Origin of the sequence: Streptomyces sp. ICN903 (assembly GCF_022015835.1) — a bacterium.
Lineage (GTDB): Bacteria > Actinomycetota > Actinomycetes > Streptomycetales > Streptomycetaceae > Streptomyces > Streptomyces fenghuangensis.
On sequence record NZ_JAKMAY010000029.1, the window covers coordinates 1 to 14,566 of the forward strand.

11 protein-coding genes and 2 pseudogenes are annotated in these 14,566 nt (G+C 72.4%); 6 read left to right on the forward strand and 7 right to left on the reverse strand.

Going from position 1 to position 14,566, the window contains the following annotated elements:
- The 3 genes and pseudogenes from L7D48_RS05185 to L7D48_RS05195 all read left to right on the forward strand — a co-directional run.
- Positions 1–187 (forward strand): annotated as a pseudogene (locus tag L7D48_RS05185) (2-oxoacid:ferredoxin oxidoreductase subunit beta); the annotation flags it as partial.
- A gap of 238 nt (positions 188–425) precedes the next feature.
- Positions 426–1,463, forward strand: a complete 1,038-nt coding sequence (rarD, locus tag L7D48_RS05190) for an EamA family transporter RarD (RefSeq protein ID WP_237877692.1) — start codon at positions 426–428, stop codon at positions 1,461–1,463.
- A 215-nt stretch (positions 1,464–1,678) separates the two neighbouring features.
- Positions 1,679–3,019, forward strand: a complete 1,341-nt coding sequence (locus L7D48_RS05195) for a M28 family peptidase (protein WP_237877693.1) — start codon at positions 1,679–1,681, stop codon at positions 3,017–3,019.
- A gap of 184 nt (positions 3,020–3,203) precedes the next feature.
- On the opposite strand, the gene L7D48_RS05200 is transcribed toward L7D48_RS05195, so the two are convergent.
- On the reverse strand, positions 3,204–3,800 hold the full coding sequence (locus tag L7D48_RS05200) for an ABATE domain-containing protein (RefSeq protein ID WP_237877712.1): 597 nt from the start codon (positions 3,798–3,800) through the stop codon (positions 3,204–3,206).
- A 73-nt stretch (positions 3,801–3,873) separates the two neighbouring features.
- On the opposite strand from L7D48_RS05200, the gene L7D48_RS05205 reads away from it, so the two are divergent.
- The gene (locus L7D48_RS05205; RefSeq protein ID WP_237877694.1) at positions 3,874–4,368 is read left to right on the forward strand and encodes a VOC family protein; all 495 of its coding nucleotides are present in this window, start codon (positions 3,874–3,876) and stop codon (positions 4,366–4,368) included.
- 33 nt (positions 4,369–4,401) lie between these two features.
- On the opposite strand, the gene L7D48_RS05210 is transcribed toward L7D48_RS05205, so the two are convergent.
- The 4 genes and pseudogenes from L7D48_RS05210 to L7D48_RS05225 all read right to left on the reverse strand — a co-directional run bounded on the left by L7D48_RS05210 (position 4,402) and on the right by L7D48_RS05225 (position 8,982).
- Complete coding sequence (locus L7D48_RS05210) at positions 4,402–5,376, reverse strand: ABC transporter permease (RefSeq protein ID WP_237877695.1); 975 nt, start codon at positions 5,374–5,376, stop codon at positions 4,402–4,404.
- A gap of 28 nt (positions 5,377–5,404) precedes the next feature.
- Positions 5,405–6,365: pseudogene (locus tag L7D48_RS05215) on the reverse strand (ABC transporter ATP-binding protein).
- 100 nt (positions 6,366–6,465) lie between these two features.
- Positions 6,466–7,695, reverse strand: a complete 1,230-nt coding sequence (locus L7D48_RS05220; protein WP_237877696.1) for a DUF2092 domain-containing protein — start codon at positions 7,693–7,695, stop codon at positions 6,466–6,468.
- A 276-nt stretch (positions 7,696–7,971) separates the two neighbouring features.
- A complete protein-coding gene (locus L7D48_RS05225) occupies positions 7,972–8,982 on the reverse strand; it encodes a polyprenyl synthetase family protein (RefSeq protein ID WP_237877697.1) in 1,011 nt (336 codons plus the stop codon).
- A gap of 278 nt (positions 8,983–9,260) precedes the next feature.
- Between L7D48_RS05225 and fahA the strand changes: the two genes are divergently transcribed.
- Together fahA and L7D48_RS05235 are read left to right on the forward strand one after the other, a co-directional pair.
- Complete coding sequence (gene fahA, locus L7D48_RS05230) at positions 9,261–10,499, forward strand: fumarylacetoacetase (RefSeq protein WP_237877698.1); 1,239 nt, start codon at positions 9,261–9,263, stop codon at positions 10,497–10,499.
- A gap of 187 nt (positions 10,500–10,686) precedes the next feature.
- Positions 10,687–11,190: a hypothetical protein gene (locus L7D48_RS05235; RefSeq protein WP_237877699.1), complete on the forward strand. Its 504-nt coding sequence runs from the start codon at positions 10,687–10,689 to the stop codon at positions 11,188–11,190.
- A gap of 145 nt (positions 11,191–11,335) precedes the next feature.
- On the opposite strand, the gene nuoN is transcribed toward L7D48_RS05235, so the two are convergent.
- Together nuoN and L7D48_RS05245 are read right to left on the reverse strand one after the other, a co-directional pair.
- Complete coding sequence (gene nuoN, locus L7D48_RS05240) at positions 11,336–12,931, reverse strand: NADH-quinone oxidoreductase subunit NuoN (RefSeq protein WP_237877713.1); 1,596 nt, start codon at positions 12,929–12,931, stop codon at positions 11,336–11,338.
- A 35-nt stretch (positions 12,932–12,966) separates the two neighbouring features.
- On the reverse strand, positions 12,967–14,562 hold the full coding sequence (locus L7D48_RS05245; protein WP_237877700.1) for an NADH-quinone oxidoreductase subunit M: 1,596 nt from the start codon (positions 14,560–14,562) through the stop codon (positions 12,967–12,969).
- Between the last annotated feature and the right edge of the window lie 4 nt (positions 14,563–14,566).

The window sequence follows — 14,566 nt, forward strand, 5'->3', positions numbered from 1 at the left end:
CGCCCTCTCCCGCCTCGCCGACGCCGACACCCTCCACCACACCCCCATCGGCGTCCTGCGGGATGTGCGCCGCCCGGTCTACGACACCCTGATGGCCGAGCAGCTGGAGAAGGCCGTCATACAGCACGGCAAGGGCGACCTCGGCGCCCTCCTGGCCGGCAACGACACCTGGACAGTCGTGGGCTGACGACACGTTCGCCCAGCCGAGGGGCCGGTTCCGCCTGGCGGAGCCGGCCCCTCGGCCGTTCGGGCGACGCGGGGTCCGGCCTGGATCCGGCCGGGGTGGGCCGAGCGTGCGGGACGGAGCACGATAAGTAAGTACCGTACGTCGGAACGGGAATGACAACAGGGGCGTACGGCGCTACCGTCTTGAGGTCGGCCGGCCAGGCCGGTCCGGCCGGATCGGCCATCCCCGAGGAGGAACGTTGGAGTCGCAGGGCGAGCAGCGCACGGGACTGTTGTTCGGCTTCGCCGCCTACGGGATGTGGGGCCTGCTACCGCTGTACTGGGCGCTGCTGGAACCCGCCGGCGCCACCGAGGTCCTGGCCCACCGGATGGTGTGGTCGCTGCCCACCGCCCTGGTCATTCTGGCCGCGCTGCGCCGCTGGGCGTGGGTGCGCCCGCTGCTGCGCGATCCCCGCAGGCTCGCTCTGATAGCCCTGGCGGCCGGACTGATCTCGGTCAACTGGGGCCTGTTCATCTGGGCCGTGGGGAGCGGCAAGGTCATCGAGGCGTCGCTCGGCTACTTCATCAACCCGCTGATATCGATCGCCTTCGGCGTCCTGCTGCTGCGCGAGCGGCTGCGGCCCGCCCAGTGGGTGGCCGTCGGCATCGGGGCTGTGGCGGTGGGGGTGATGACCGTCGCATACGGCCGGCTGCCCTGGCTCTCGCTCGCCCTGGCCGTCAGCTTCGCGCTCTACGGGCTGATCAAGAAGGGCGTCCGGCTGGACGGGGTGGCGAGCTTCGGGGCCGAGACGGCCGTGCAGTTCCTGCCCGCCGTCGCCTTCCTGGTCTTCCTGGGTTCGCGGGGCGAGGCCACCTTCGCCACCGAGGGCGCCGGGCACACGCTGCTGCTCTCCCTCGCCGGGTTGGCCACCGCACTGCCGCTGATCTTCTTCGGCGGGGCGGCCGTACGGCTGCCGCTGTCCACGATCGGTCTGCTGCAGTACCTGGCACCCGCCTCGATGTTCCTGCTGGGCCTGCTGGCCTTCGACGAGGAGATGCCGCCCGAGCGCTGGGCCGGCTTCCTGCTCGTCTGGGCCGCACTGTGCCTGCTCACCTGGGACGCCCTGCGCACCGCACGCCGTTCGCGGGCACGCCTGCGGGCGGCCGCCGCGGCGGCGTCCGCGCGGGCGCCGCGGACGGACGGTGGAGAGGCGACGGGCACGGTGTCCGGAAAGGCCGCTCGCCCGGCGGACCGCCCGGCGGTGGCCGGCACCCCGTCGGACACCGCGAAGGGCTGACCGCGGGTCCGGTCACGGCCGGACCCGGCCGGACCGCCGCAGGGACTCCAAAGGCGGAACGGCCGGAATCGGCCATCTCGCGGCGCACCGCGAACCGGTGGCACGTCAGCGCGGCATCGTCCGATATTCGGACGCATATGTCCGGATTCCGCCCTTGACGGCGCACCGGCGCCCCATCAGCATCATGCCCACGTCAACCCCTCACAGGAGGCATGATGCCCATTCGCGCTGGACGACGGCTCCCCCGAAGATCCCCCTTCCGCCGCGCCGTTCTCGGAGCCGGACTCGCCGGTGCGCTCGCCGCCGGACTGCTCACCGCGACGACCGCCCCGGCCACGGCCGAGGCCACCACGGCCGCAGCGGCACCGGACATCCCGCTCAGCAACGTCAAGGCGCACCTCTCGCAGTTCCAGACGATCGCGAACGCCAACGGCGGCAACCGCGCCCACGGCCGCCCCGGCTACCGGGCGTCGATCGACTACGTCAAGGGCAAACTGGACGCCGCCGGCTACACCACGGCACTCCAGCAGTTCACCTACAACGGGACCACCGGCTACAACCTCATCGCCGACTGGCCCGGCGGCGACACCGGCGCCGTCCTCATGTCCGGAGCACACCTGGACTCGGTCAGCAGCGGCGCCGGCATCAACGACAACGGCTCCGGCTCCGCCGCCGTCCTGGAGACCGCCCTCGCCGTGGCCCGTGCGGGGTACAAGCCCGACAAGCACCTGCGGTTCGCCTGGTGGGGGGCCGAGGAACTCGGTCTGGTGGGCTCGAAGCACTACGTCAACAGCCTCTCCTCCACCGAGCGGTCGAAGATCGACGGCTACCTCAACTTCGACATGATCGGCTCGCCGAACGCCGGTTACTTCGTCTACGACGACGACCCCGCCATCGAGAAGGTCTTCAAGGACTGGTTCGCCGCCAGGGGCATCCCGACCGAGATCGAGACGGAGGGTGACGGACGCTCCGACCACGCCCCGTTCAAGAGCGCCGGCGTCCCCGTCGGCGGCCTGTTCACAGGTGCCGGACGCGTCAAGACCAGCGCCCAGGCGCAGAAGTGGGGCGGCACCGCCGGGCAGTCCTTCGACCGCTGCTACCACTCCTCCTGCGACACCACCGCCAACATCAACGACACCGCCCTGGACCGCAACAGCGACGCCGCCGCCCACGCGGTGTGGACGCTGAGTTCGGGCACCACCACCCCGCCGGACGGCGACGTCTTCGAGAACACGGACGACCACGCCATTCCCGACCCGGGCACGGTGGAGTCCCCGCTCCCCGTCACCGGCCTCTCCGGGAACGCCCCGAGCGACCTCGAGGTCGGCGTCGACGTCAAGCACACCTACCGCGGTGACCTCGTCATCGACCTGGTGGCCCCGGACGGCAGCAGCTACCGGCTGAAGAACTCCGGCTGGGACTCGGGCGACGACGTGATCACCACCTACACCGTCAACGCCTCCTCCGAGGCGGCGAACGGAATCTGGAAGCTGCGCGTGAGGGACGTCTACCGCTCCGACTCCGGCTACATCGACAGCTGGAAACTCACCTTCTGACCCGTCCGGCCGCCCCGTCCGGCCACTCGGTCCTCGCCCCCGGCCCGTCCGGGCCCCGAGCCCCCTGCCGGGCCGAGGACCACCGCCCGCCGGCGCGACCGCGCCGGCGGGCGGTGCCGTCCGTGCTTCCCGTCCGTGCTTCCCGTCCGTACGACCCGGCGGGGCGGACACTCCGAGCCCCCGGTCACTCCCCCTCCTCGCGGCGGGCGCGCAGCGCCCGGACCTTGTGACGGTTGCCGCAGCGCTCCATCGAGCACCAGCGGCGGCGGCCGGGGCGCGAGGTGTCCACGAAGACCAGACGGCAGTCGTCCGACGCGCACTCCCGTATCCGGTGGGCGTACGGGCCGCCGAACAGGTCGACGGCGTCGCGCGCGACGGTCGAGAGCAGTTGGGTGCCGGTCGCGCCCGGTCCCCACCCCCTCGCCCAGCCCCGTCCGCCGTCCTGCCGCAACCGCACCGGCAGCGGCGGACGGGACGCGGCCTCGTTGACCACCGCCACATCCCGCGGGCGCGGCGCACGGCCGTGCGCCCGGTCCACGGCCATCCGCCACAGCGCGGCGCGCAACTCCTTGGCAGCGGCCAGCTCGGCCTCCGTCACCTCGATCGAGGGCGCGGGTCGCAGCCGGGAGCGGGCGGCCCAGACCGCGAGGTTCGCCGGCTCGTGCAGCACCTCGTAGCGCGCGTAGCCGCCGGACCCGCCCGTCGGCAGCAACTCCAGGCACAGGGCTCCCGGGTCGAAGCGATAGGGCACTCCTTCGGGTGAGTGCAGCACCAGACCCATTGCGGACTCCGTCACGTAACCAGTATAACTGGTTACCGGCCAGAGGGAAGCGCGGCGAACGGGAGACGGGGCGATGGCGGAGACGTCGGGCGAGACGACTACGACGGGCAGCACTCAGGAGGTGCTGGGCTGGAAGCTGGTGATCGACTGCGCGGACCCGCACCGGCAGGCCGACTTCTGGGCCGCGGCCCTGGGTTACCTGGTCGAGGACAACAGCACCCTGATCGAGCGCCTGCTCGGTCTCGGCGTCGTGGGCGAGGACATCCTGGTCGAGCACCACGGCCGCCGCGCCTGGCGCGACCTGGCCGCGGCACGCCACCCGGGGGATCCCGCCGACCCCGACAGCGGTACCGGGCTGGGGCGGCGGCTGCTCTTCCAGCGCGTCCCTGAGCCCAAAACCGTCAAGAACCGCCTGCACATCGATGTCCACTCAGGCCCTGGGCGGCGCGAGAGGACCGTTGCCCGGCTGGAGGGCCTGGGTGCGTCGGTCATACGGCAGGTGAGGGAGCCGGGCGGTGAGTGGACGGTGATGGCGGATCCCGAGGGCAACGAGTTCTGCGTGTCATGAGGGCGCCGCCTCGGCCGGCGGCCGGGGCATCACTCAGACAGTGATGTCCCGGCCGGTGAAGCGGGCCCATGCGGCGGAGCCGAAGACAGCCGCGTACAGCCCCTGGAGGCGGAGGTTGTCGAGCAGGTCGTCCCAGTAGACGGGGTCGCGCAGAAGGTCGGCGAAGGACATCCAGTAGTGGGGGAAGAGGTACGGATGGATCACGTCCAGCTGTGGGATCGCACCGAGGATCTGCACGGTGATCAGCAGACCGACGGTGGTGGCCATGGCGGCGATACCGCTGTTGGTCAGGGTCGAGACGAACAGTCCCAGTACCGCCAGACCGACCAGTGAGGCGGCGACTGCGACCGCTACGGCCATCGCTCGCAGCATCCCGTCGGCGAGGGAGACCGTGGTCCCGGACAGCAGGGTCACCTCGCCCAGGGGAAAGAGCAGAGCGCCGACGGCCAGCGCGGAAACCGCCACGGTCAGGGTCGCCGCCAGGCAGAAAGCCAGGACGGCGGTGAACTTGGCGAGCAGCAGCCGCGTACGGCCGGCCGGGGCGACCAGCAGATAGCGCAGGGTTCCCGCACTCGCCTCGCCCGCGACCGAGTCACCCGCGACGACACCGACCGCCATGGGGAGGAAGAAGGGGAGGGTGGCCGCGAGCGCGGTGAAGACCAGGAACAACCCGTTGTTGGTCACCTGGCCGATGAACGCCGGCCCCTCACCGCCACCGCCGCCACCGCCGCCACCGCCTGCCGAGCCGCCGTCCCCGGTCTCGATCCTCACCGCGATTCCGACCAGCAGCGGGACGGCTGCCAGCACGGCGAGCAGTGCGAGGGTGCGCCAGCGGCGGAAGGTGACGGTCAGCTCGCTGCGGAACAGGCCCAGTGTCCACAGCGGGCTGGGGCGGCCCCGGGCCTCATCCGGTCCTCCGTCCCGGTCCGGTGCCTCTTCACCGCCCCATGCCTCACGCCCCGGACGCCCCGGTAGCCCTGAGCGGTCCGGATGTTCCTGATGCCCCATGCGTCCCGTCCGCTCCTCCCGCGGCAGTTCAGCCCGCGACATCGAAGCCCTCCCCGGTCAGTGCCACGAAGGCGTCCTCCAGTGAGGCGCGCTCGGTGCCGAAGGCCCTCACCCGCACCCCGGCTCGCACCAGAGCGGCGTTGACCTCGGCCGGGTCGGGCGGGTCGGAGGGCGGGAGCTCGCCGGTGACGCGGTCGCCGGTGACGGTCGGATCGGTTACGCCGTACTCCTTGAGGACTCGTGCGGCGTCCGCGGTGTCCGGGGTGGTGACCGCCAGGCGGCCCCGGGCTCCGGCCGCCAGCTCGGTCACCGGCCCCTGCGTCAGCAGCCGCCCCCCGCGCCATGACCGCCGCATGCGTACAGACCTGTTCGATCTCGTCCAGCAGATGTGAGGAGAGGAAGACCGTGGTGCCGTCACCGGCGAGTTCCCGCACCAGGGAGCGGATCTCGCGCATCCCCTGGGGGTCCAGCCCGTTGGTCGGCTCGTCCAGCACCAGCAGTTCGCGCGGCCGCAGCAGCGCCGCCGCCAGACCGAGGCGCTGCTTCATGCCCAGCGAGTACGCCCGTGCCTTCTTGCGGGCGGCGGCCGTGAGCCCCACCCGCTCCAGCGCCTCCGCCACCCGGGCCGCACGGGTGCGGGGATCGGCGCTCGGGTCGGCCGCGTCCAGCCGCAGCAGGTTGTCGCGGCCGGATAGGAAGCCGTACGGCGCCGGGCCTTCGATCAGCGCGCCCACCCGCGGCAGCACCCGCCGGGCCGCGTCCGGCATCGGCTCGCCCAGCAGCCGCGCGCTGCCGCCGCTGGGCTCGATCAGTCCGAGCAGCATCCGGATCGTGGTCGTCTTGCCCGAGCCGTTCGGGCCCAGGAAGCCGAAGACGCTGCCGCGCGGCACCTCCAGGTCGAGGCCGTCCACGGCGAGCTGTCCACCGCGGTACCGCTTGGTGAGCCCGCGGGCCTCGACGACCGTGTCCGAAGCGGGCGATGGCTGCATGGCGCTTCCCGGGGTCGGGGGGACGGTGCGGTGCGGCGGTGCCGCACCGGTCCAGCCGCACCGTCTCGCGGACGGGCGGCGGGACCGGGCGGCGGGCGCGCTAACCTGCGGAGCCGGCCGCCTCGACCAGGCCCTCGCGGGTGACGGCTCCGACGTAGACGGTGCCGTCTTCGGTGATCAGGGCGTTGACGAGGCGGGTGCTGAAGAACCGGCCGGTGCCGAAGTCGCCCTTGACCTCCTCCGTGAAGCCGTCGAGCAGCTTGCGCGCCTCGGGCGCCGCCTCCCGCGCGGCGTCCGTGCCGGGCACCGGGCCGCCGCCGGGCAGTTCGACCCGGGCGACCGAGCCCCAGCCCTCACCGACGACCTCCAGACCGGACGGCAGCCCCTCGGCACCGCCCCGCTCCTTGCCGTCGCCGCCCCGGCCGTCCTCGTGCGGCGCCTTGCCGGAGCCGTTCCGCGGGCCGTCGAGCTTCTCCTCGGTGACCTCCGCCCCCTTCGGCGGCTTGAAGTCGAAGGTGCCGGCGTCCGGCCGGGCGAAGTCCACCTCGGTGAAGCCCACGTCGACGGCGGCCTTCCCGCCGCCCTTGGGGGTGAGGGTGAACTTCAGCGGCACACCGCTGTCCGCGTCCACCGCGATCCGCACCGACCCGACCGTGCTCTCCGGCTGCTTCGGCTCGATCAGCAGCTGGTGGGCGTCCTGGCCCGCGACCTTCGCCGTACCGTCGACGGTGACCGAGGTGGTGGCGTCGACGGCCTTGAGAACCTCCTGAGCGGCCTTCTGCGGGGTCACCTTCTCCAGCCCTCCCGGGGTCTCCCCCGGGCCGGCGCCCCGCCCGTCCTCCCGCGGAAGGACGGTGTGGTGGACGGTGTTCGTGGCGCTGTCGTACGCCCACACGTCGCCGCCGTTGCGGATGAGACTGTACTCCGCGGCCTTCTCCACGATCGAGATGCGCTGTCTGTCCGGCCCGTCCACCGCGACGCGCAGGGTGTGGGAGCCGGAGGCCAGCTCGGCGAGCCTGCCGCGCGGATCGGCATCCCCGGCGCCGTCCCCGGCGCCCTCCTCACGGCCGCCGCCGGGGCCGCCCGGGCCCATGCCCGGCAGGGCCGGCAGACCGAGATCGGTGGTGATCCTCACCGTCCCGGACAGCTGCTGGGTGTCCGAGGCCGCGATCTTCGCGACCAGTTCCTCGGCGGTGATCTCCGGCAGATCCGGGCTGCCGCCGGAACTGGCCAGTGCCGGTACGAGGCCGACGGCCACCACCGTCGCTCCGGCCACGGTGGCCGGCACCGCGTAACGCAACGCCTTCTTCATCGGTCGGGTCCGTGCCATGTGTGCCCTTACCTCCGTGATCGGCGGCGGTTCGTCCGTGCGTCGCACTCGTCAACCCCTGACCGCCATTCTCACCCATTCCGGTGCGGGGTGACGGTGTCAATCCCACCAAATTGCTCCGGACAGGGCGTCAGACGACAGGGGCAAACCGATCTACTCCCGGGGTATGACACCACCGGCGCCACCTCGTCCCACCAGCGCCGCGCACGGCCCGCCGTGCCATCCCCCAGGCGTACGGTCCCGTTCGGGCCGAGAGGGGCAGAACCCCCGGGGCGGTCAGCCCGCGCGGTGGACCACCGAGTCGCACAGATAGGAGAGGGCCTCCTTGGCCGCGCAGTCCGGCAGCGGCGCCAGAACGTTGCGGGCCTCGTCCGCGCAGCGGATCGTGTCGCGCCGCGCCTCCTCCAGCGCCGGATGGGCACGGAGTCCCGCCAGCGCCTCCGCATGCCGGGCGTCGTCGCTCAGATCGCCGTCCAGCAGCGCGCACAGGGCCAGGTCCTCCGGCGAACCGCTGTCGGCCGCGCGGGCCCGCAGACGCAGGACCGGCAGCGTCTCGATGCCCTCCCTCAGGTCCGTGCCGGGTGTCTTGCCGGACTCGTGGGAGTCGCTGGCGATGTCGAGCACGTCGTCGGCCAGCTGGAAGGCGGTGCCGATCCGCTCCCCGTACTGGGTGAGGACGTCCACGACGTTCTCGTCCGCGCCCGACATCATCGCGCCGAAGCGTCCGGCCACCGCGATCAGCGAGCCGGTCTTGCCCGCGATCACGTCGAGATAGTGGGCGATCGGGTCGTCGCCCTCCCGCGGTCCCGCCGTCTCCAGGATCTGCCCGGTCACCAGCCGTTCGAACGCCTCGGCCTGGACCCGGACCGCCTCCGGTCCCAGATCGGCCAGGATGTGCGAGGCCCGGGCGAAGAGGAAGTCACCGGTGAGGACCGCCACGGAGTTGTCCCAGCGGGCGTTGGCGCTGGGCACTCCGCGCCGCACGTCCGCCTCGTCCATCACGTCGTCGTGGTAGAGCGTCGCCAGATGCGTCAGCTCCACGACCACCGCCGAGGGCACCACCCCGGGGGCGTGCGGGTCGCCGAACTGCGCCGCCAGCATCACCAGCAGCGGGCGGAATCGCTTCCCGCCGGCCCGCACCAGATGCTGCGCGGCTTCCGTTATGAAGGGCACGCCGCTCTTGGTGGCCTCGATGAGGCCCTCCTCGACAGCCGCCAACCCCGCCTGGACATCGGTTTCCAGCGCATGGTCCCGCACGCTCAGCCCGAAGGGCCCGACGACGGTCACGAGGGGTACTCCTGTCTGCGTACGATCAGCCAACGATCACGCGGCTCGTCACGGCCTTCACGGTGTGTCGCCGTACCGCCGGGCCGCTGTCGCCATCATCATCCCTGGCAGCGTAGCCGGTCCCGAGACGATCACAGCCGCCGCGTTGCCTCTGTGACGGAGGCCGCATCCCGGCCCCGACCGCACCCCGCAGCGGGTCGCTTCTGCCGCGGATCACCACCGCGTAGCCTGTTCGCGGCCCTGACCGGCGACGACCTCGAAGGCGAGGCACCTCACCCATGTCCGACGCGACCCCGCTCGAACTGCCCGAAGGCGATCTCTTCGGCCCGGACAACCTGCCCTACGGCGTCTTCACCACCGAGGACGACCCCGACCTGCGCCGGATCGGCGTGCGCTACGGCCCGTACGTCCTGGACGCGGGCTCGGCCGCCGACGCGTTCGGCTCGCCCCACACCGGCCTGCTCCAGAAGCCGAGCCTCAACCCCCTGATGGCGGCGGGGCGTCCGGTCTGGCAGGCGGTGCGCGCCGAGCTGCGTTCCTGGCTGACCGCGCCCGAGCACGCCGGCACCGTCACGCAGTACCTGATCCGGCTCGAGGACGTCACCCTCCACCTCCCCTTCGAGGTGGCCGACTACGTCGACTTCTACGCCAGCGAGCACCACGCCACCAACGTCGGGCGGATCTTCCGGCCCGGCGGCGAGCCGCTCACCCCCAACTGGAAGCACCTGCCGATCGGCTACCACGGCCGCTCCGGCACCGTCGTGGTCTCCGGCACCCCCGTCGTCCGCCCGCGGGGACAGCGCAAGGCTCCCGACGAGGCCTCCCCCTCCTTCGGCCCGTCCCGCCGGCTGGACATCGAGGCGGAGGTCGGCTTCGTCGTCGGCACCCCCTCCCGGCTGGGCGAAACGGTGCCGCAGGCGGACTTCCGGGAGCACGTCTTCGGCGTCTGCCTGGTCAACGACTGGTCGGCGCGCGACATCCAGGCCTGGGAGTACGTGCCGCTGGGTCCGTTCCTGGGCAAGTCCTTCGCGACCTCCGTCTCGGCCTGGGTCACCCCGCTGGACGCCCTCGACGCGGCCCGCACCGAGCCGCCGCGGCGCACCCACCCGCTGCTGGACTACCTGGAGGACTCCGCGGGCGGGGAGCCCGGCGGGCTGGATCTGCGGATCTCGGTCTCCCTCAACGGCCACACCATCGCCGAGCCGCCGTTCTCCGCGATGTACTGGACGGCCGCCCAGCAGCTCGCCCACATGACCGTGAACGGCGCCTCGCTGCGCACCGGGGACCTCTTCGCCTCCGGCACCGTCAGCGGCCCGGAGGTGCACCAGCGCGGCTGCCTGCTGGAGCTGACCTGGTCCGGCCGCGACCCGGTCGAACTCCCTGACGGCAAGCGGACGTTCCTGGAGGACGGCGACGAGGTCGTCATCACCGCCTGGGCGCCCGGACCGGACGGTTCCCGCATCGGTCTGGGCGAGGTGTCCGGCCGCGTCCACCCGGCCGCCGGCCGGGGCGTCTGACCTCGCCCCGCCGACGGGGGCCGGTCGCCGCGGGCCGGTCGCCGCGGGCCGGTCCCCCGTCGGCACGCCGGTCGCACGCCGGTCCGGGATCCGTTCCGGACCGGCCCGCCGGCCGGTGCCACCTGCTAGCTTGGCGTGTCCTTGCAACAAGCAGTGACACGCGGCAATACGCATGGAGGGGGACCACGTGCGCACATCGGCACGGTACGCGGGAGCGGCCGCCGCCTTGGCCACAGCCCTGCTGGTGAGCGGCTGCGGAAGCGGCGGCGGCTCCGGGGAGCCCGAGTCGAAGCCGAGCTCCGAGCAGACCGCCGAGCCCACCGGCGACCCCGGCGGGGAGGCGGCGACCGGCGGGGTGAACGGCACCTGGAGCGCCGAGGGCGGCGGCAAGGCGATGGTGCTGAGCGTCAGCGGCGATCAGGCGGCGCTGCTGGGCGAGACCACCTGCACGGGCACGGCGGACACCGACGCCGATCCGGTCACCTTCGCCCTCAAGTGCACCGACGGCAGCACCGACCGCACCAAGGGCACGGTCGAGAGCGTGAAGGGCGAGAGCCTCACCGTCGCCTGGGAGTCGGGCACCACCGACACCTTCACCAAGGTGGAGGTCCCCGAGGTCTCCACCGAGATCCCCGAGATCGGCGACCTGCCCAGCGGTCTGCCCAGCGACCTGGACCTCCCTACGGGGTGAGCGCGCCCGAGAAGCGCGCCCGAGAAGCGCGACTGCTCGGTACGCCTCCGCCGGCTCGCTCCGGACCGCGAGACGCCCCCGGCACACACGTACGGCGGCGGCCGCCCGGCATCCGTGCCGGGCGGCCGCCGCCGTACGGGCGTCCTCAGCGGGCGAACACCCCCGCCTGGGAGGCGAGGTCCAGGAAGTACTGCGGGGCCACGCCCAGCACCAGTGTGACCGCCACACCGACGGCGATCGCCGTGGTGGTCAGCGGGCTCGGCACCGCGACCGACGGCCCCTCCACCTTCGGCTCGCTGAAGAACATCAGGACGATGACGCGGATGTAGAAGAACGCCGCGATGGCCGAGGCGATCACGCCCACGACCACCAGCGCCCCCGCACCGCCCTCCGCCGCCGCCTTGAACACCGCGAACTTGCCCGCGAACCCGGAGGTCAGCGGGATGCCCGCGAAGGCCAGCAGGAAGACCGCGAAGACCGCGGCCACCAGCGGGGAGCGGCGCCCCAGACCGGCCCACTTGGACAGGTGCGTGGCCTCGCCGCCCGCGTCCCGCACCAGCGTCACCACGGCGAAGGCGCCGAGCGTGACGAAGGAGTAGGCCGCCAGGTAGAACAGCACCGACGAGATGCCGGAGGGCGTCGCCGCGATCACACCGGCGAGGATGAAGCCGGCGTGCGCGATCGAGGAGTACGCCAGCAGCCGCTTGACGTCGGTCTGTGTGATGGCGATGACCGCGCCGGCCAGCATCGACACGATCGCCACGCCCCACATCACCGGCCGCCAGTCCCAGGTGAGCCCCGGCAGGACGACGTACAGCAGCCGCAGCAGGGCGCCGAAGGCGGCGACCTTGGTGGCGGCGGCCATGAAGCCGGTCACGGGAGTCGGGGCGCCCTGGTAGACGTCCGGCGTCCACATGTGGAACGGTACGGCGCCGACCTTGAACAGCAGGCCCATCACCAGCAGCGCGCCGCCGATGAGCAGCAGTACGTCGTTGCCCGTCGTCCCGGCGAGCGCCTCGGTCGTGCCGCGGTTGGTGTCCGCGACCACCGAGGCGATGTCCGCGTACTTCACGCTGCCCGCGTAGCCGTACAGCAGGGCGATGCCGAAGAGCAGGAAGGCGGAGGAGAAGGCGCCCAGCAGGAAGTACTTGAGCGCGGCCTCCTGCGACATCAGCCGCTTGCGGCGGGCCAGCGCGCACAGCACGTACAGCGGGAGCGAGAAGACCTCCAGCGCGATGAAGAGCGTCAGCAGGTCGTTGGCGGCCGGGAAGACCAGCATGCCGCCGACCGCGAAGAGCAGCAGCGGGTAGACCTCGGTGGTGGTGAAGCCGGCCCGCACCGCCGCCTTCTCGCCCTCGCCGCCGGGCACCGCCGCGCCCTCGGCGGCGAAGGAGTCCACGTGCCTGCCGTGCGCCCGCGGATCGAGCCTGCGCTCGGCGAAGGTGAGCAGCGCGACCAGCGAGACCAGCAGGATCACGCCCTGCAGGAAGAGCGCCGGTCCGTCGACGGCGAGGGCGCCCATGGCGACCAGCCCCGCCTCGGTGGTGGCCCTTCCGGCGGCGGCCAGCCCGACGACGGACGCGAAGGCCGACGCCAGGGCCAGGCCCGCCAGCAGCGCCTGGGCGGTGTACCGCGCCCGGCGCGGCACGAACGCCTCGATCAGGACGCCGACGACGGCGGCGCCGATGACGATCAGCACCGGGGCGAGCTGCCCGTACTCGATGTCGGGCGCGGGGATCATCTCCTGCGCCCGCAGGGTGAGTTCCGTGGTGGTGCTCACTTGGCGGCCTCCACCTCAGGATCGGGGTCGGTCTTCTGCACGTCCGAGAGGGTGTGCTCGACCGCCGGATTGACGATGTCCGTCAGCGGCTTGGGGAAGACGCCGAGGAGGACCAGCAGGGCGATCAGCGGTGCCACCACCGCCAGTTCGCGCTTCCTCAGGTCGGGCATGCGCTCGACCCCGGGCCCGACCGGCCCGGTCATGGTGCGCTGGTAGAGCACCAGCACGTACAGCGCGGCCAGGACGATGCCGAACGTGGCGACGATCCCGGCGGCCGGGTAGCGGGTGAACGTGCCCACCAGCACCAGGAACTCGCTGACGAACGGCGCGAGCCCCGGCAGCGACAGGGTGGCGAGCCCGCCGATCAGGAAGGTGCCGGCCAGCACCGGGGCGACCTTCTGCACCCCGCCGTAGTCGGCGATGAGCCGGGAGCCGCGGCGCGAGATCAGGAAGCCGGCGACCAGCATCAGGGCGGCGGTGGAGATCCCGTGGTTGACCATGTAGAGCGTCGCGCCGCCCTGGCCCTGGCTGGTCATCGCGAAGATGCCCAGGATGATGAAGCCGAAGTGGGAGATCGACGCGTAGGCGATCAGCCGCTTGATGTCGCGCTGCCCGATGGCGAGCAGGGCGCCGTAGATGATGCTGACCAGCGCCAGCGCCAGCACCACCGGGGTGGCCCAGGCGCTGGCCTCGGGGAAGAGCCCGAGGCAGAAGCGGAGCATCGCGAAGGTGCCGACCTTGTCGACGACCGCCGTGATGAGCACGGCGACCGGTGCGGTGGACTCGCCCATGGCGTTGGGCAGCCAGGTGTGCAGCGGCCACAGCGGCGCCTTGACCGCGAAGGCGAGGAAGAAACAGAGGAACAGCAGCCGCTCGGTGTTCTGTGCCATCGTCAGCTCGCCGGAGGCGCGGGCTTCGACGATCGCCTGGAGGGAGAAGGTGCCCTCGCCCAGCTGGTCGGCGGTGACGGCGTACAGGCCGATCACCGCGGCCAGCATGACCAGGCCGCCGGCGAGGTTGTAGAGCAGGAACTTCACGGCCGCGTAGGAGCGCTGCTTGGCCGCCTCGCCCTCGTCGCGGGAGCCCGCCCGGTCCCCGAAGCCCCCGATGAGGAAGTACATCGGGATGAGCATGGCCTCGAAGAAGACGTAGAAGAGGAAGACGTCCGTGGCCGCGAAGGAGATGATCACCATCGCCTCGACGGCCAGGATCAGCGCGAAGAAGCCCTGGGTGGGCCGCCACCGGCGGTCGGGCGCCGTCCCTTCCAGGGGGTCGGCGTCGTGCCAGCCCGCCAGGACGACGAACGGGATCAGCAGGGCGGTCAGCGCGATCAGGGCTACCCCGATGCCGTCCACGCCCAGTTCGTAGCGGACGCCGAAGTCGGCGATCCAGGTGTGCGACTCGGTCAGTTGGTAGCGGTCGCCGCCGGGGTCGAAGCGGAAGGCGACGACCGCGGCGAGGACCAGGGTGGCCAGGGAGACGGCCAGCGCCAGCCACTTGGCGGCGGTGCGCCGGGCCGCGGGTACGGCGGCGGTGGCGACCGCGCCGATCGCGGGCAGCGCGGCCACCGCCGTCAGCAGGGGAAATGACATGGGA